Source organism: Allomesorhizobium camelthorni (assembly GCF_011045125.1).
In the GTDB taxonomy this organism is placed as follows: domain Bacteria; phylum Pseudomonadota; class Alphaproteobacteria; order Rhizobiales; family Rhizobiaceae; genus Allomesorhizobium; species Allomesorhizobium camelthorni.
Map to the genome: position 1 here is coordinate 242474 of NZ_JAAKZF010000002.1, position 17690 is coordinate 260163.

At 63.9% G+C, this 17690-nt stretch carries 13 protein-coding genes; 8 read left to right on the forward strand and 5 right to left on the reverse strand.

The features are described from left to right. Window positions 1-57: 57 nt before the first annotated feature. Window positions 58-477, forward strand: a complete 420-nt coding sequence (locus G6N73_RS03610; protein WP_165023463.1) for an MAPEG family protein — start codon at window positions 58-60, stop codon at window positions 475-477. Between the two features lie 60 nt (window positions 478-537). On the opposite strand, the gene rnd is transcribed toward G6N73_RS03610, so the two are convergent. Further along, window positions 538-1695 carry a ribonuclease D gene (gene rnd / locus G6N73_RS03615; protein ID WP_165023465.1) on the reverse strand — a complete coding sequence of 386 codons (1158 nt, stop codon included), beginning with the start codon at window positions 1693-1695 and terminating at the stop codon, window positions 538-540. 77 nt (window positions 1696-1772) lie between these two features. Beyond that, window positions 1773-3014, reverse strand: coding sequence for an MFS transporter (locus G6N73_RS03620; RefSeq protein WP_165023467.1), 1242 nt, complete (start codon window positions 3012-3014; stop codon window positions 1773-1775). 144 nt (window positions 3015-3158) lie between these two features. Between G6N73_RS03620 and G6N73_RS03625 the strand changes: the two genes are divergently transcribed. From G6N73_RS03625 to aspS, 3 genes are all read left to right on the forward strand, one after another. After that, complete coding sequence (locus G6N73_RS03625) at window positions 3159-3422, forward strand: type II toxin-antitoxin system ParD family antitoxin (protein WP_165023469.1); 264 nt, start codon at window positions 3159-3161, stop codon at window positions 3420-3422. Beyond that, entirely contained in the window at window positions 3415-3705 is a 291-nt protein-coding gene (locus G6N73_RS03630) for a type II toxin-antitoxin system RelE/ParE family toxin (RefSeq protein WP_165023471.1), read from the forward strand. Before G6N73_RS03625 ends, G6N73_RS03630 begins: the two co-directional genes overlap by 8 nt. Before the next feature lie 122 nt (window positions 3706-3827). After that, entirely contained in the window at window positions 3828-5618 is a 1791-nt protein-coding gene (gene aspS / locus G6N73_RS03635; RefSeq protein WP_165023472.1) for an aspartate--tRNA ligase, read from the forward strand. An 84-nt stretch (window positions 5619-5702) separates the two neighbouring features. On the opposite strand, the gene G6N73_RS03640 is transcribed toward aspS, so the two are convergent. Continuing rightward, entirely contained in the window at window positions 5703-6899 is a 1197-nt protein-coding gene (locus G6N73_RS03640) for a hypothetical protein (protein ID WP_165023474.1), read from the reverse strand. Between the two features lie 198 nt (window positions 6900-7097). On the opposite strand from G6N73_RS03640, the gene parC reads away from it, so the two are divergent. Continuing rightward, window positions 7098-9383 carry a DNA topoisomerase IV subunit A gene (gene parC, locus G6N73_RS03645; RefSeq protein ID WP_165023477.1) on the forward strand — a complete coding sequence of 762 codons (2286 nt, stop codon included), beginning with the start codon at window positions 7098-7100 and terminating at the stop codon, window positions 9381-9383. A 36-nt stretch (window positions 9384-9419) separates the two neighbouring features. On the opposite strand, the gene G6N73_RS03650 is transcribed toward parC, so the two are convergent. Together G6N73_RS03650 and G6N73_RS03655 are read right to left on the reverse strand one after the other, a co-directional pair. Beyond that, entirely contained in the window at window positions 9420-10217 is a 798-nt protein-coding gene (locus tag G6N73_RS03650) for an SDR family NAD(P)-dependent oxidoreductase (RefSeq protein ID WP_165023480.1), read from the reverse strand. A gap of 288 nt (window positions 10218-10505) precedes the next feature. Then, on the reverse strand, window positions 10506-12365 hold the full coding sequence (locus tag G6N73_RS03655; protein ID WP_165023483.1) for an ABC transporter ATP-binding protein: 1860 nt from the start codon (window positions 12363-12365) through the stop codon (window positions 10506-10508). Between the two features lie 264 nt (window positions 12366-12629). Here G6N73_RS03655 and G6N73_RS03660 point away from each other — a divergent pair, with 264 nt between their 5' ends. From G6N73_RS03660 to G6N73_RS03670, 3 genes are read left to right on the forward strand one after another with little or no spacing between them, the layout of a single operon-like run. Continuing rightward, the gene (locus G6N73_RS03660; protein WP_246251585.1) at window positions 12630-13304 is read left to right on the forward strand and encodes a TetR/AcrR family transcriptional regulator; all 675 of its coding nucleotides are present in this window, start codon (window positions 12630-12632) and stop codon (window positions 13302-13304) included. Between the two features lie 39 nt (window positions 13305-13343). Continuing rightward, window positions 13344-14552 (forward strand): efflux RND transporter periplasmic adaptor subunit, encoded by a 1209-nt coding sequence (locus tag G6N73_RS03665; protein ID WP_165023486.1) that lies wholly within the window; start codon window positions 13344-13346, stop codon window positions 14550-14552. Continuing rightward, window positions 14549-17677: an efflux RND transporter permease subunit gene (locus G6N73_RS03670; protein ID WP_165023489.1), complete on the forward strand. Its 3129-nt coding sequence runs from the start codon at window positions 14549-14551 to the stop codon at window positions 17675-17677. The genes G6N73_RS03665 and G6N73_RS03670 overlap by 4 nt, the downstream gene beginning before the upstream one ends. The last annotated feature ends 13 nt before the right edge of the window (window positions 17678-17690 follow it).

Below are 17690 nucleotides of genomic sequence, written 5' to 3' on the forward strand. Positions count from 1 at the left end.
TAAAGCAGCCTGCTGGAAAAAACTCGTCGACCACGGATGGCCAGCCAGGGAGAGCGGATGAGCGCGACGCAGATTTTCTGGCCGATGATCGCCCATGTCGTGCTGGTCTATGTCGTTTATCTCGTATTGTTCCGGCGCAGGGTCGGCGCAATCAGATCCGGCGAGGCGCAGGCGTCGCAGTTCCGCGACCGCGGCAGGGATCCGGAAAGCAGCGCCAGTTCGAGCGCCAACCTGATGAACCAGTTCGAGCTGCCGGTGCTGTTCCACGTAGTGTGCCTGGCGCTTTTCGTGACTGCCGGCGTTTCCTGGTTCGCGCTCGTCCTGGCATGGCTGTTCATAGCCACGCGCTACTTGCATGCGTGGGTGCATCTCACCACCAACCGCATCCGGCACCGCAACCCGGCCTTCGTCGCCGGCGCGGCCGTGCTAGCGCTACTGTGGATCTATTTCGCGCTGCACCTGCTGGCGATCGTCTGATTCAGGTGAAGCACCTGACCTGAATCTAAAAGCGTAGGCAGCCTACCGAGCGAGATGCCGTCAGCGCGGCGTCTCGAATACCGCGATCTTCTTGCGGTCGAATTTGAGCGCGATCTCGCCGCGCACCAGCTTGACGGCGATGTCGCCGAAAACCTCGCGGCGCCAGCCATGCATGGCCGGAACGTCGGCGGCTTCGCCTTCCGCGGCGATGCGGTCGATGTCGTCGCCCGAGGCGAGAACCTTTGCGGCCACGCCTTCCTGTTCGGCGACCTGGCGCAAAAGCACCTTCAACAGTTCGGCGGCGGCGCTGGTGCCTTCCGGCGCTTGCGCGAAGCGCGGCAGCTTGGGCATTTCTTCCTTGGGGATGGCGAGCGCGGCGTTGACCACCTCGAGCAGCGCCGTCCCCGTCGACGAGCGCTCCCAGCCTTTCGGCACGGTGCGCAGCCTGGCCAAAGCCGCGGCGTCGTGTGGCTGCTGCTGGGCCACCTCGTAGATGGCGTCGTCCTTGAGCACGCGGCCGCGCGGCACGTTGCGGTCGCGCGCCTCGCGCTCGCGCCAGGCGGCCACAGCCTGCACTACCGCGAGTTCGACCGGCTTCCTCAGCCGCATCTTCAGGCGCTTCCAGGCATCGTCGGGATGCGGGTCGTAGGTTTCGCGCGAGGTCAGGATTTCCATTTCCTCGTTCAGCCAGTGGGCGCGGTCGTCGCGCTCGAGCTGCGCCTTGAGATGCTGATAGACCTCGATTAGATGGGTGACGTCGGCCAGCGCGTATTCGAGCTGCTTGTCCGACAGCGGCCGGTGGCGCCAGTCGGTGAAGCGCGACGACTTGTCGAGATGCGCGCCGGTGATGCGCTGCACCAGCTGGTCGTATGAGACGCTGTCGCCGAAGCCGCACACCATGGCCGCGACCTGGGTATCGAAAACCGGGTGGGGAAGAAGCCCGCCGAGATGGAAGACGATTTCGATGTCCTGGCGTGCGGCGTGAAACACCTTGGTGACGGCTTCGTTGGCCATCAGCGCGAAGAACGGAGCGAGGTCGATATCGAGCGAAAGCGGGTCGACCAGAGCGCTGACACCGGGGGCCGCCATCTGGATCAGGCAGAGCTCGGGCCAGTAGGTGGTTTCGCGGATGAATTCGGTGTCGACGGTCACGAAGCTCGACTTTTCGAGCGCAGCGATGGCCGTTTCAAGTTCATTCTGGGTCTTTATAACGTGCATGAAGGCTCTTCGGCTTCAAAATGGGTCTGTCTCCATTTCAGCCGCGGAGGCTTTCGTCAAGCGTAACCGCCTTGCGGCTAGTCTGCGGACTTGTCGCCGCCGCCATTGCGCCGGGCCAGCCGGGCGAAAATGGGGGAGGTGCGGAGCAGCGCGATGAAGCGGCCGCGCTTGGAAGCGGGCACGGCCGAGCGCACCAGCATGCGGTAGAGGATGATGAAGATCAGGGCCGAATAGACCAGCGCTGAGAAGATGAACAGCGAGTGCGGGCCGAAATTCTGCATCATCCATGACGCCGAGATCGGCCCGCCGATCGCGCCGAAGGAATAGAACAGCATCAGGGCCGCGTTCACCAGCACGAACTCGTCCTTGCCGGCGCGGTCGTTGGCATGGGCGGCCGACAGCGAGAATAGCGGCATGGCGAACGAGCCGAATACGAACACGCTGGCGAAATTGGTGAGCGCGTCGCTGCCGGCGAAGAAGACCAGGGCCAGCGCCGAGGCGAGCGCGCCGATCGCCGTCAGCAGGAGCACCATGCGGCGGTCCCAGATGTCGGACAGATAGCCGAGCGGGTATTGGATGATGGCGCCGCCGATGATGCCGACGCTGACGAACGTCACCACGTTGGTGACGTTCATGCCGATCTGCTCGGCATAGACCGGCGAGAGCGTGCGGAAGGAACTGTTGGTGACGCCGACCGCGATGCAGCCGATGCAGCCGAGCGGCGAAATGCGCCAGACCCGCGCGAGGTCGAGCTTCACGCTTTCCGGCGGCGTCGGGTTGGAACGGTCGCCGAGCGAGACCGGCACCAGCGAAAGCGTGATCATGATCGACATGATGGCGAAGATGGCGAAGCCGTCGGCCCCGAAAACCGGGATCAGGAACTGCGCGCCGGTGACCGAGCCTATGTCGATGATGCGGTAAAGCGCCAGTACGCGGGCGCGGTCGTGGTTCGACACGCCGGAGTTCAGCCAGCTTTCCATGATGGTGAACAGGCCGGCGAAGCAGAAGCCCGAGGCGAAGCGCACCGCCGACCACATGACCGGATCTATGACCAGCACGAGCAGCAGCGTGCCGGCGGACGCGATCGCGGCCAGCGCCGAGAAAGAGCGGACATGGCCGACTGCCTTCATAATGCGGGTGATGAACACGCAGCCGAGCAGGAAACCGGCGAAATAGGCCGTGCCCATGAAGCCGATCGTCGACGAGGAAAAGCCTTCCGAGGCGCCGCGAAGCGCAATCAGCGTGCCTTGCAGCCCGTTGCCGCCGAGAAGAATGCCCGCGGCGATAAGGAGGGGGATCAGCGGGCGGACGGAGGACATGAAGCCACGGGCAATAAAGTATCTGATTCCTCTATAGGCCGAAGCAGATGGTGTGGCGATGCACCAATTGGCGCGCCTGCTGGTCCAGCCGATCTTGTGAAATTTTCACATTTTCTATATGATTCTTGTGAAGGAGAATCCGCAATGGCCACGATGACCGTTTCCCTGCCCGACCCGATGAAGGAATGGATCGAGATGCAGGTCGAAGATGGCGAATATGCGAGCTCGAGCGACTATGTGCGCGATCTCATCCGCCGCGACCGCGAACGCCGCAACGAAGCTCGGCTCGAGGAGCTTCGCCGCATCGTCGACGAAGGCCTGAACGGCGGCGTCAGCAAACGGACCTTTGCAGAAAGGATCGCTGAGGGGGACCGCATAGCCGGCCTGCGTGGCCGGACGAATGGGTGAGTATCGGGTCTCCGACCAGGCTGACGAGGATCTACTCGACATTTATCTGTATGGCGTCGCACGGTTTGGACGCCCGCAAGCCGTCGAATATCAGTTCAGCTTCGAAAGATGTTTTGAGCTGATTGCCGACAACCCGCGCATGGGACGGCTGTCGGACACGATCCGCGCCGGTTTGCGCCGGCATGAGCATGGCAGCCATGTCGTGATCTACAAGGAGCAGCCCGATCACGTGCTGATCGTCGCTGTCGTTCACGGCCGCAGCGTCAAGGGACTGAAGCTTTAGCGCTGTCCCGCTGCTTTGCCTTGACAAACAGGGCCTCCCATGCGCTTTTCGCGCGAATTTTCGAGCCAGGCGCGACGCCGCGCCGGCACGGCCACTCCAACATTTCCAGACCGGATTCGATCATGCACCGTTACCGCAGCCATAACTGCGCCCAGTTGAGAAAGTCCGATGTCGGGCAGAGCGTCCGTCTTTCGGGCTGGGTCCACCGCGTTCGCGACCATGGCGGTCTGCTGTTCATCGACATGCGCGACCATTACGGCCTGACGCAGATCGTCGCCGATCCGGATTCGCCGGCCTTCAAGATCGCTGAAACCGTGCGCGGCGAATGGGTGATCCGCGTCGACGGCGAGGTCAAGGCGCGCATGGCCGACACGGTCAACCCGAACCTGCCGACCGGCGAGATCGAGATTTTCGCGCGGGAGATCGAGGTCCTGTCTGCCGCGAAGGAACTGCCGCTGCCCGTGTTCGGCGAGCCGGACTATCCCGAGGATATCCGCCTCAAATACCGCTTCCTCGATCTGCGCCGCGACACGCTGCACAAGAACATCGTGGCGCGGACGAAAATCATCGCCGAGATGCGCAAGCGCATGGGCGAGGTGGGCTTCACCGAATTCTCGACGCCGATCCTGACCGCGTCGAGCCCGGAAGGCGCGCGCGACTTCCTGGTGCCGAGCCGCATCCATCCCGGCAATTTCTACGCCCTGCCGCAGGCGCCGCAAATATACAAGCAACTGATCATGGTCTCGGGCTTCGACCGCTATTTCCAGATCGCGCCCTGCTTCCGCGACGAGGACCCGCGCGCCGACCGGCTGCCGGGCGAATTCTATCAGCTCGACCTCGAAATGAGTTTTATCGAGCAGGAAGACGTGTTCCAGACCATGGAACCGGTGATGCGCGGCGTCTTCGAGGCATTTGCCAACGGCAAGCCGGTGACGCAGGATTTCCCGCGCATTCCTTTCGATGTCGCCATGCGCAAATACGGCACCGACAAGCCCGACCTGCGCAACCCGATCGTCATGGACGATGTGTCCGAACACTTCCGCGGCTCGGGCTTCAAGGTTTTCGCGGGCATTCTGGCCGGCGACCCGAAGGCCGAGGTGTGGGCCATTCCGGCAAAGACTGGCGGCTCCCGCGCATTCTGCGACCGCATGAACTCCTGGGCGCAGGGCGAGGGCCAGCCGGGCCTGGGCTATATCTTCTGGCGCAAGGAGGGCGAAAAGCTCGAAGGCGCCGGGCCGATCGCCAAGAATATCGGCGACGAGCGGACCGAGGCCATCCGCGTCCAGCTCGGCCTGGGCGAGGGCGACGCGGCGTTCTTCGTCGCCGGCGATCCGAAGAAGTTCGTGTCGTTTGCGGGCGCCGCGCGCACCCGCGCCGGCGAGGAGCTGAACCTCGTCGACCGCGACCGCTTCGAACTGTGCTGGATCGTCGACTTTCCGTTCTTCGAATGGAACGAGGACGAGAAGAAGATCGACTTCGCCCACAATCCGTTCTCCATGCCGCAGGGCGGCATTGAAGCACTGACAAGCCAGGAGCCGCTTGGCATCAAGGCGTTCCAGTACGACATGGTCTGCAACGGGTTCGAGATTGCCTCGGGCGGCATCCGCAACCATCTGCCGGAAACCATGGTGAAGGCGTTCGAGATGGTCGGGCTTTCGCGTGAAATCGTTGAGGAGCGCTTTGGCGGCCTCTACCGCGCGTTCCAGTATGGCGCGCCGCCGCATGGCGGCATGGCGGCCGGCATCGACCGCGTCGTGATGCTGCTCGTTGGCGCGAAGAACCTGCGCGAGGTGACGATGTTCCCGATGAACCAGCAGGCTTACGATCTGCTGATGAGCGCGCCCGCGGAGGCAACGCCCCAGCAACTGCGCGAGCTTGGGCTGCGCGTGGCGACGCCTAAGAAGGAAGTTTAGGAAAACCTCGCAAGCGATTTACTGGAAAGCAAAAAGCCCGGCTGTGAAGCCGGGCTTTTTCTTGAGCGTTTACGAGCAGCCGGCCTATTCGCCGTCGTTTGCCTTGACCTTTACCCCGAGCGTCTTGGGCAGGTCGAGCGGCGTCGACATTGCGCCGGCCGCGATCAGTGCGAAGGGGACCGGCGCCGGCGGCGCGGCTACGACTTCGATGCTTTGCGGATCGTCGAGATATTTGCTCACCGCGGCGGTGATCTCGGCCGACAGTTCCGGGTTGTTGAGCTGCGCCGTCAGGAACGGCACGATCGCCTTGGCCTGGTTGGCGATGTCCTCGGGCTTCATATTCTGCTGCTTGGCGACATAGTCCAGCACCTTGCCGGTCAGCGAATCGTCGTCGAAACGGATATTCGCCGCATGGAAGGTCAGCTGCTGCATCAGGCCGAGCATGGCCAGCCCCTGCGCCGAATTGTCTGCGCCGGCCGGCTGTTCGGCCATCTTCTTCTGCATCTCCTGCAGCGATTTCAGGAAGGCCGGCGTGTAGCCGCCGAGATCGAAGGTGAAGCCCAGCGTGCCGGCGTCGTCGACGGTGATGTCGTACTGCGTCAGCCCCATGCGGCCGTCGCTCGGCTGCCAGGATCCCGCCATCTCGAAATTGCCGCTGATGGTCTGGTAGCCCAGCGCCTCGATGACTTTCTTGGCTTGGGGATCCTCGGCTTGGGTAAGGTCGGCGGTGAACTTTTCGGCCGAGCCGGTGAATTCAAGGGCGGCGCCGTCGGCCGGCGGCGTGATGTCGAACGAGAGACTGTCGAGCGAGAACAAGGTCTTGTCGGCCATCTTGGCGCTGATACTGGCTATTTCCATACCCTCATACATCACCATCGAGGCGACCGGGTCGGTCGAGCCCTCGGGCGGAAGCGTCAGGCCGGTAAAAGTCGCGGCGCTGATGTCGAAGGTCAGTCCTTCTTCCGTCATGCTGTACGGCTCGGTTGTGATCGTCTCGATCCGGTAGCCGCCATCCTGCTCGGTAATGCCGTCGAACGTGATCTTGCCCAGCGCCACAGGCTCGGTCTGCGCTGCGGGGGTGAAGGACACGCCTTCGAGCGCCAGCGATGATGCGTCGCCGCTGATGCCGGTCCAGGTGAAGTTCATGCCCTGATCCGCCAGCGCCTTCTTGAAGCGCTCGGCGACAGCGTTGGCGTCTTGAGCGTAGGCCGCGTGCAGCGGAATGGTCAGCAGGAATGTCGAAACGGCAAGCTTATGGAATACGTGACGGCGAATGGTCATCGGAATGTTCCCTGAAACTGGTCTTTGAAACTTGTTGCGCCTCTCTGTCGCGTATCATCCGGACCGGATGAAGGCGCATCGCAACACATTGGTCGAAATTCGCGTAAAAAGGCAAGATTGGGCGCTTGCGCACGGTGAAGGGACCGTTCCGGCAAGCCTCCTCTTGCCGCGAATCGCCGGCTAAGCTAACTGCACGCCATGGGAAAAGGGCTTTTGCCGCCGGGGTCCGGCGGTGGCGACGCAATAGAACCGGTCGATCTGAAAAAGGCGCTCGAAGAGCGCTATCTCGCCTATGCGCTGTCGACCATCATGCACCGGGCGCTGCCCGATGTCCGCGACGGGCTGAAGCCGGTCCATCGCCGCATCATGCACGCCATGCGGCTCCTGCGGCTGAACCCCGACCAGGGCTTTGCCAAATGCGCCCGCATCGTCGGCGAGGTGATGGGCAAGTTCCACCCGCATGGCGACCAGTCGATCTACGATGCGCTGGTGCGGTTGGCGCAAGACTTCGCCGTGCGCTACCCGCTGGTGGACGGGCAGGGCAATTTCGGCAATATCGACGGCGATTTCGCCGCCGCCATGCGCTACACGGAAGCGCGCATGACCGAGGTGGCGACCGAACTGCTCGCCGGCATCACCGAGGACGCCGTCGATTTCCGCCCCACCTACAATGAGGAAGACGAAGAGCCGGTGGTCCTGCCCGGCGCGTTCCCTAACCTGCTCGCCAACGGCTCCTCGGGCATCGCGGTCGGCATGGCGACCTCGATCCCGCCGCATAATGCCGCCGAACTCTGCAAGGCCGCTCTGCATCTGATCGACAACCCCGACGCGACTGTCGAGGACCTGATGACCAAGGAGCCGCATCCGGACGATGCGGACGAGAACATGGTGCGCGGCCCGGATTTCCCGACCGGCGGCATCATCGTCGATAGCTGGGAATCGATCGTCGAGGCCTACAAGACCGGCCGCGGCGGCTTTCGCGTGCGGGCGCGCTACGAGACCGAGGATCAGGGCAGGGGCACCTGGAACATCGTCGTCACCGAAATTCCCTACCAGGTGCAGAAGGCGCGGCTGATCGAGAAGATCGCCGAGCTTCTGATCACGCGCAAGCTGCCGCTGCTGGAGGATGTCCGAGACGAGAGCGCGGAGGACATCCGCCTCGTCCTAGTGCCGAAGAGCCGAACCGTCGACCCCGCGCTGCTGATGGAATCGCTGTTCAAGCTGACCGAGCTCGAAAGCCGCTTTCCGCTCAACATGAATGTCCTATCGCGCGGCAAGGTGCCGAACGTGCTGTCGCTGAAAAGCGTGCTGCAGGAATGGCTGGAGCACCGCCGCGACGTGCTCTTGCGCCGCTCGCGCCACCGTCTCGGCGAGATCGAGCGCCGGCTGGAAATCCTCGCCGGCTATCTGATCGCCTATCTCAACATCGACGAGGTGATCAGGATCATCCGCGAGGAGGACGAGCCCAAGCAGGTCATGATGGCCCGCTGGGACCTGACCGACAACCAGGCCGAGGCGATCCTGAACATGCGGCTGCGCGCCCTGCGCAAGCTGGAGGAATTCGAGATCCGCAAGGAATTCGACGGCCTGTCGGCGGAAAAGGCGCAGATCGAGGCGCTGCTCGCTTCCGACGCCAAGCAGTGGAAGACCATCCGCTGGGAAGTTGAGAAGGTGCGCGACAAGTTCGGCTCGCATACCCCGATTGGCAAGCGCCGCACGACCTTCGCAGACGCGCCCGACCATGATCTGACGGACATCCACCACGCCATGGTGGAGAAGGAGCCGGTAACGGTGGTCGTGTCGGCCAAGGGCTGGCTGCGCGCCATGAAGGGGCACCTCTCGGACCTATCGCAGCTGACGTTCAAGGAAGGCGACAGCCTGAAGCTCGCCTTTCCGGCGCAGACCACCGACAAGATCATCGTCTTCACCACGGGCGGCAAGTTCTACACGATCGGCGCCGACCGGCTGCCGGGCGGGCGTGGCCATGGCGAGCCGATCCGCATCATCGTCGACATGGACAACGACCAGGATATCGTCACCGCTTTCGTCCACAATCCGGGCCGCAAGCTGCTGCTGGTCAGCCACGAGGGCAATGGCTTCGTCGTGCCCGAGGCCGAGGTCGCGGCCAACACCCGCAAGGGCAAGCAGGTGATGAATGTGCGCGCGCCCGACGAGGCGCAGCGCTGTGTTCCGGTCGATGGCGACCACATCGCCATCGTCGGCGAAAACCGCAAGATGCTGGTTTTTCCGCTGGCCGATGTCCCGGAGATGGGCCGCGGCAAGGGCGTCCGCCTGCAGAAATACAAGGATGGCGGCGTTCTCGACGTCAAGCTGTTCGCCATGGATGCCGGCCTGAGCTGGCAGGATTCGGCCGGCCGCACCTTCCTGAAAACGCGCGAGGAACTGATCGAATGGATAGGCTCGCGCGCCTCCGCCGGCCGCCTTGCGCCGAAGGGTTTTCCGCGGACGGGCAAGTTCGGGTAGGCTTGGGCGGCGTGATGCTGTTGCGCTGAGATTCTCCTAGTCGACCAGGGCTCCGCAAGTCATGTTCACGACGGCGCCTGTCATGGCACGCGCACGGTCTGACGCCATGAACGCTGCGACATCTGCCAACTCGCCGAGTGTCGGCAGCCGCTTGAGCAGGGTTCCTTCCGCCGCACCTTGAAGCATTTCCTCGACAGTCATGCCGGCGCGGTCGGCTGCGGGCTGGAAGACACCCTTGCTGTGCGAGCCCTTTGTCAGCGCCTCCGGAATAGCGTGGGGCTGCAGACAAACGACACGAATGCCGCGCGGCGCGAGTTCAGCGGCCAGCAGTCGGGTCATGCCTTCCGTGACCGCACAGGCCGCGCCATAGCCGAGATAGCCGATACCAGGCAGACGCGATCCCGGCGTCGATATGTTCATGACGACGCCCGAGCCTCTTTGCGCCATGAAGCGCGATACAGCCTTGGCCGTGATGAAGACCGCCCTTGCGTAGGTCTCGATCGGTAGCATGAAGTCGACGAGAGAAAGCTCTGCCAGCGGCGTTCCTTGCACGTGGGAAAAGCCCACCGCGTTCAGGGCAATGTCGATGCCGCCGGTCTCTCTTGCCACGGCTTCGGCATGGTGCTCGACCGCCTGCTCGTCGAGAACATCGACGACAGCGACTTCAGCGGCGCCGCCCCGCCTGACGATTTCCTGCGCTCCCGCCTCGAGCTTTTGCAGCGTGCGCCCGACAAGAAATACTTTTGCGCCCTCGCGGGAGAACGCCCCGGCCGCTGCCCCGCCGATCGCGCCGCTGCCTCCATAGACGATCGCGGTTTGTCCTCGCAGCAGCATGGTCGTACCCTCCTTCAGAAAATGATTGCATATTGCAATCAGTTGCATATTAGGATCAACTGCCTGGGGAATGCAACTGAAAGCCTCCGCTGGCGTAAGACGCGCGAGGAACTGATCGAATGGATAGGCTCGCGCGCCTCCGCCGGTCGCCTTGCGCCGAAGGATTTTCCGAGGACGGGGAAGTTCGGGTAGGGCTAAGCCGCTCTTCCTGAATTTCCAGCAGGCAGGCGCGTCACCCCATCAGATTTGAGAACGGAGCCGTGGGGCTGCGTGCTCCTGACAGGTGGCTCACGTCTCCTCGATGGCGTCGGCAATGTAGCCCCCGGTCTGCCGTTGCCACAGTCGGGCATAAAGCCCATCGCGTTCGAGCAGCGCCGACGGCGTTCCCTCCTCGACGATGCGGCCTTTGTCGAGCACGACGATCCGGTCCATCCGGGCGATCGTCGACAGGCGGTGGGCTATCGCGATCACCGTTTTGCCTTCCATCAGGAGCGCGAGCTTATCCTGGACCGCCGCCTCGGCTTCGCTGTCCAGTGCGGATGTTGCCTCATCGAGAACGAGGATCGGCGCGTCCTTGAGCAAGACGCGGGCGATTGCAACGCGCTGGCGCTGGCCGCCGGAAAGCTTCACCCCGCGGTCGCCGACGAAAGCGTCATAACCGGTGCGGCCTTCGCTGTCCCTGAGATCGGCTATGAAGCCGCTCGCCTCGGCCAGCATTGCCGCGCGCTCAATCTCCTCCCGCGAGGCAGCGGGCCGGCCGTAGCGGATATTGTCGCCGACGGAGCGATGCAGCAGCGAAACATCCTGCGTCACAACGCCGATACTTTCCCTGAGACTCGCCTGCGTAACGGAGCGGATGTCCTGACCGTCGATTCGGATCATGCCCTCCTTCAGGTCGAAGAAGCGCAAGAGCAGGCTGACCAGGGTCGACTTGCCGGCTCCGGACAGGCCGACGAGCCCGACCTTCTCGCCGGCCTGCACCGTGAGCGACAAGTCTTCGATCACCTCTTGCCCTTGCCGATATTCGAAGCGGATGTTTTCGAACTCGACTTCGCCGCCAGTGATGGCAAGCGGCCTCGCGTCCGGCGCATCTTTTATGGTCGGCGGCGTGGTCACCACCGGCATCGCGTCGCGGATCGTGCCCACCGCCTGGAATATCTGCTGGCCCATCTGCAGAAAAGTTCGAGAGTTGGCATTGAGCCGCTGTACGATTGCGATCGAGGCGACGAACTGGCCAAGGGTGACGAAGCCGGCGACAAGTCCCCAAAACCCTATGGCGAAGCTGCTCAGCGAAAGGGCAACGTTGAGCAGGACGACGCTCGTGTCGGTCGTCAGGTGGATGCGCCGTTCCCGCTGCTGGGTCTCGATAGCGTTTCCCATGAATGTGCGCATCGCGCCCGCCTCGCTGTCTTCCGCCGCAAACAGCTTGACCATCTGGATGTTGCTGTAGAGGTCGGTCATCGCGCCGACGATCAGGCTGCGCGCGCGGGCCGTACGGCGCGAACGCTCGGAAAAATGCGGCACGGCCGCCACTGCGAGGGCGATGTTGGCCGCGATCCAGACGAAGACGGGAACCGCCAACGGCCATGAGAGCGTGGCAAGCAGGACAAGCGAACCGACGAACTGAACGAGAAAAAGCGGTATCCTGTAAAAGGATACGACGATCTGTTGCTGCACTGCCGACGCCACCTGCGAAATGCGGGAGGCAACCTGACCAGCGAACAGATCATGGAAGAAAGCAAGGTCCTGGCGTTCCACCGCCTTGTGGCCCTGCCATTGCATAGCCGCCGGCATGCACACGGCCACCGCCTGTGAGTTCAACGTATTGCCGAGGAAGATCAGCAGCGGCAGCACGGGGAATATAAGTACGCCAAGGACGGCCAGCGTCCGCCAGTCCTGCTGCAGGAAAACGGCCGCACCCTTCGTGCTCACCCCGTCCACGAGGAACGAGATGCCCCAGATCGTCGCCAGGTTGATCCCCTCGATCGCAACCATGAGGAGGGTAACGGCCACGAGGACGCCACGGAATATCCGGGCGAAATGCAGGAGAAGCGCGAACGGCCCGCTCGCCGGCAGCGGCGTGGGAGGAATGTCCAGCGGACGGATGAGCGTCTCGAAGGGGCGATAGATAAAGTCAGAAAACGACATGGCGGCTCCAACCGGCTGACCGGGAAAAGCGTGCGGCGCGAAGGGAATCGCTACGATTAGAGCATGAATTGGGTTTGGCTGGAAAACTCGACGATCCCGGCTGGAGCGGTGGCGGGGCACGACCTGCCCATGCGCCGCCATGTCGCACGCCATCTGTCAGCATGATTCAGACTTTCCATTGACTGCGAATGATCGTTCGCATAAAGGGAGAACGATCATTCGCATCAAATGAGAGCGAACGTTCGCTTTCTGCGGGAAAGAACAATGGTAGAATTGTCCAATACCGAGAACCAGCCGGGCGGCGCCGAAGCGATGGACGGCGAATTGCTGTCGCGCGCCGAGCGCCGCGACCAGCAGATTCAGCGCATTCTGGACGCGGCAAAGACATGCTTCGTGCGTTCAGGTTTCCAGGGCGCGTCGATGCAGCAGATCTGCGCCGAGGTGGGCATGAGTCCGGGAGCGCTCTACCGCTACTTCCCGTCGAAGGAAGCGATCGTCGAGGCGATCTGCGAAGCGGACCGCCAGGACGACATGACCTGCTTCGGAGTGTTGCGCGGCGCCACTTCGGCGGCCGAGGGCCTCGTGCAGGCGGCGATGGCGCATATCACCCATACGAGCATGAAGGGCAGCGCCCCGCTGTTCGCCGAAATGCGCTCCGAATCCATGCGCAACGAGGCGGTCCGAGCCACCGTCGACGGACACAAGGGCGAAGTGGCCGCGATGATCGAGCCGCTTCTGGCGGAGGCGATTGCGCAGGGCGAGATTAATCCGGTGGTCGAACTTCCTGTCTTGATGGCCGTGCTGATGTCGGTCGGCGAGGGTCTGGCGATCAACGATTTGCCGGCCCGCGGCGTGCCGCTCGACAAGCTCGAAATCGCCTTTCGCGCCATGGTCGAAGGCATGCTTCGGCCAATCAAAAGCACTCCGGCCGCCGAATAGGCGGCCTTCGAACCCTCAAGCCAAACTGGTTGAATTCCCATGTCGCGTAATGCCGTTATTGCCGTTTCACTTGGCGTGCTGTTGGCCGGCGCAGCCGCCGTGGCCGGGTTCGCCCCGGCCTCCTTTGCCGCGAGCGAAGCCGAGCCGGCCGTCGTGCAGACGCCGCCCTCGATCCGCGTGACGCGGGCCGAGCGGCGCGAACTGGTCGAGACGCTGTCGGTGACCGGAACGATTTTGCCGCGCGAGGAAGCCGCCGCCGGCACCGATCTCAACGGCTTGACGGTGACGGCGCTGAACGCCGACGAAGGCGACATGGTGAAGAAGGGCGACGTGCTCGCCGTCCTCGACCGCTCCACGCTCGACACGCAGCTTGCGCAGATGCAGGCGAGCCGCGCCCAGGCGGAAGCCAACATCGCGCAGATGAACGCCCAGATCGGCGATGCCGAGGTCGGCGTCAGCCAGGCGAAGGACGCGCTCGAACGGGCGAAGGCGCTGCAGGGCAAGGGCGTCGCCACCCAGGCTCAACTCGACAATGCGCGGCACGCCTTCGACAGCGCCAACGCCAAGCTGGTTTCGGCGCAGAAGGCGCTCGCCGCTTCGCAGGCGCAGCTCGGCGTCATCGACGCACAGCAGAAGAATGTGCTGCTGCAGATCGAAAAGACCGAGGTGAGGGCGCCCGCCGACGGCCTGGTTCTCGCCCGCGACGCCACGTTGGGCGGCATCGTTTCGGCCGGCAGCGGTCCCCTGTTCCGGATCGCCATCGGCTCGGAATTCGAGCTTGCGGCGACCGTCGCCGAGACGGTGCTGCCGAAGCTCTCGAAAGACATGCGGGCGGAGATATCGCTTGCCGGCTCGGACAAGACGATCGGCGGCAAGATCCGCCGGATTTCGCCCGAGATCGACAGCAAGTCGCGGCTGGGCTCGATCCGCATCACGCTCGACGCCGGCAGCGAGGCCCGCGCCGGCAGTTTCGCGCGGGGCGAGGTCGAGACAAGGCGCAGCGACGCCGTCGCGGTGCCGGCATCGGCAGTGATCTTCCGCGGCCAGAATGCCTTTCTGCAACAGGTAACCGACGGCAAGATTGCGACCGTGCCCGTAACGCTCGGCGTGCGCGACGGCGGCTTCGTCGAGGTCGTCTCGGGCGTTGAAGAAGGCCAGGAAGTGGTTTCGCGAGCGGGCACCTTCGTCGCCGACGGCGACATGGTGACGCCGGTGCGCGCAGATGAGACGGGAGCCATCCAGCCATGAATTTCTCCGCCTGGTCGATCCGCAACCCGGTTCCCGCGTTCCTCCTCTTCATCGTGCTGGTCGTGCTCGGTCTGATGAGCTTTGCGAATCTGCCGATCACCCGCTTTCCCAACATCGACGTGCCGCTGGTCAACGTCACGGTCACCGATCCAGGCGTCGCGCCGAGCGAATTGGAGACGCAGGTGACCAAGCGCGTCGAGGACGCGGTCGCCAACATTTCCGGCGTCAAGAACGTCATCTCGACAATCACCGAGGGCAATTCGCAGACGACGGTCGAATTCCGGCTCGAAGTGGACACGCAGACCGCCGTCAACGACGTCAAGGACGCAGTCGAGCGCATCCGCTCCGACCTGCCGGCAACCTCCGACGAGCCGGTCGTCAACCGTGTCGACGTCGAGGGCCAGGCTATCCTGACCTACGCCGTCTCCGCGCCGGCCATGACCATCGAGGAGCTTTCCTGGTTCGTCGACGACACCGTCATCCGCAAGCTGCAGGGCCTGAAGGGCGTCGCCCGCGTCGACCGCTATGGCGGGGTGACGCGCGAGATCAAGGTCGAGATCGATCCGGACCGGCTGAATTCCCTCGGCGTGACCGCCGGCGACGTGAACCGCGCGTTGCGTTCGGTCAATGCCGACATGACAGGCGGCAGCGCCGATTTCGGCAACCGCGACCAGTCGATCCGCACGCTCGGCGGCGCCAAGAAGATCGCCGACCTGGAAGCACTCGAAATCCCGCTGGCGGGAGACCGCAAGGTCAAGCTCACCGACATCGCGACGGTCACCGATTCTTGGGAGGAGCCGAAATCCTTCGCCCGGGTGAACAGCCAGACGGTGGTGTCGTTCGGCATCTTCCGCGGCAAGGGCGAAAGCGATGTCGAGGTCAACGAGCGCGCGACGGCGGCGATTGCCGACCTCCAGAAGACCTATCCCGACGTGTCGATCACCAAGGTCGACGATTCGGTGACCTATACCGAGGGCAATTACGATTCGGCGATGGAGATGCTGCTCGAAGGCGCGGTGCTCTCGGTCATCGTCGTCTTCCTGTTCCTGCGCGATATCCGCGCCACGATCGTTGCCGCCGCCGCCCTGCCGCTGTCGATCATCCCGACCTTCTGGGCGCTCGACATGATGGGCTTTTCGCTCAACCTGGTTAGCCTGCTCGGCATCACGCTGGTGGTCGGCATTCTCGTCGACGACGCCATCGTCGAGATCGAGAACATCGTGCGCCACGTCAAAATGGGCAAGTCGCCTTATCGCGCCTCGCTCGAGGCGGCCGACGAGATCGGCCTGGCCGTCATCGCTATTTCAGCGACCATCATGGCGGTGTTCGCGCCGGTCTCCTTCATGGGCGGCATTGCCGGCCAGTATTTCAAGCAGTTCGGCCTGACGGTCGCCGTCGCCGTGTTCTTCTCGCTGCTGGTGGCGCGCCTGATCACGCCGATGATGGCGGCCTACTTCCTGCGCTGCCACGGCCATGCCGAGCCTAAGCCGGGCATTGTCATGCGGGCCTATGTCGCCTTCCTGAAGATGACGCTGCGCTTCCGCTGGCTGACGCTTGCCGCAGGCATCGCCTTCTTCGCCGGCTCGATCTACGCCATCGGCTTCCTGCCGTCCGGCTTCATTCCGCGCGAGGATGCGAGCCGCATCGTGTTCTCGGTCGAGCTGCCGCCCGGCAGCCGGCTGGAAGACACGCGCCTTGCGACTGATGAGGTGACGCGGCTGATGCGCGAGGTTTCCGAGGTCGAGAACGTCTATGTGATCGGCGGCGCGAGCCCCACCGGCACGCTGGAGACGCGCCGCGCCACGGTGGTCGCCGACCTGAAGCACAAGTCCGAGCGCGACGTGCCGCAGCACGAGATCGAAGAAATCCTGCTCCGCAAGATGGAGACGGTTCCCGATGTCCGCGCCTATTTCGTCAATGACCGCGGCGAGCGCGCGCTGGCCTTCGGCGTGATGGGAACGGACGGCGCTGTACTCGACGAGCAGGCCCGCAAGATCCAGAGCGCCATGACGGCGACCGGGAAATTCCGCGCCGTCACCTCCAACGCTGCTCTCGATCGGCCGGAGGTCATTATCGTTCCCGACCATGAGCGGCTTGCCGAGCTCGGCATCTCGACGGCGACCATCGCAGAGACGCTGCGCATCGCCACGATTGGCGATATCGACGCCAATCTGGCGAAGTTCACCGTCGGTGACCGGCAGATACCGATCCGCGTCCAGCTGAACGAGGCGGCGCGCGACGATCTTTCCGTGGTCAGCCAGCTTCCGGTGCCGACCGCGTCAGGCGTTTCGGTGCCGCTGGCCTCGGTCGCTGAGATCCGCTTCGGGCAGGGGCCGTCCTCGATCGCCCGCTTCAACCGCGAGCGGCGCGTCGTCATCGGCGCCGACATGGCGCAGGGCGCCGAGCTCAGCGAGGGCCTCGGCATCGTCTGGGCGCTGCCGGAGGTCAAGGACATGCCGGCCGGCACCCGCATCCAGGAGACCGGCGACGCCGAGATCATGGGCGAGGTGTTCGCGGGCTTCGCGACCGCCATGGGCACCGGTATCATGCTGGTGCTGGTGGTGCTGATCCTGTTGTTCGGCTCGGTGTTCCACTCCTTCACCATCCTGGGCTCGCTGCCGCTGGCGATCGGCGGCGTAGTGGCCGCGCTGTGGCTCACCAATTCGGCTGTCTCCATGCCCGTCGTGATCGGCATATTGATGCTGATGGGCATCGTCACCAAGAACGCCATCATGCTGGTCGACTTCGCGGTCGAGGAGGGCAAGCAGGGCGTGCCGCGCGCCGAGGCGATCATCGACGCCGGCCGCAAGCGCGCCCGGCCGATCGTGATGACCACGATCGCCATGTCGGCGGGCATGATCCCGGCCGCGCTTGCGCTCGGCGACGGCGGCGAGTTCCGCGCGCCGATGGCGATCGCGGTGGTCGGCGGGCTTCTGGTCTCGACGCTTCTGTCGCTGGTGTTCGTGCCGTCCTTCTACACGATCATGGACGACGCGGCTGTCGGCACGGCAAGGCTGTTCCGCTGGCTGGTGAACCCGAACCAGGCTGACGAGCCGGATGCCGAGCACGGCGCAACCGTTCATGTCCTGCCGCAGCGCGAGGAGTTCCCGGTCGCGGCGGAGTAGGGTTTCTCCCTCG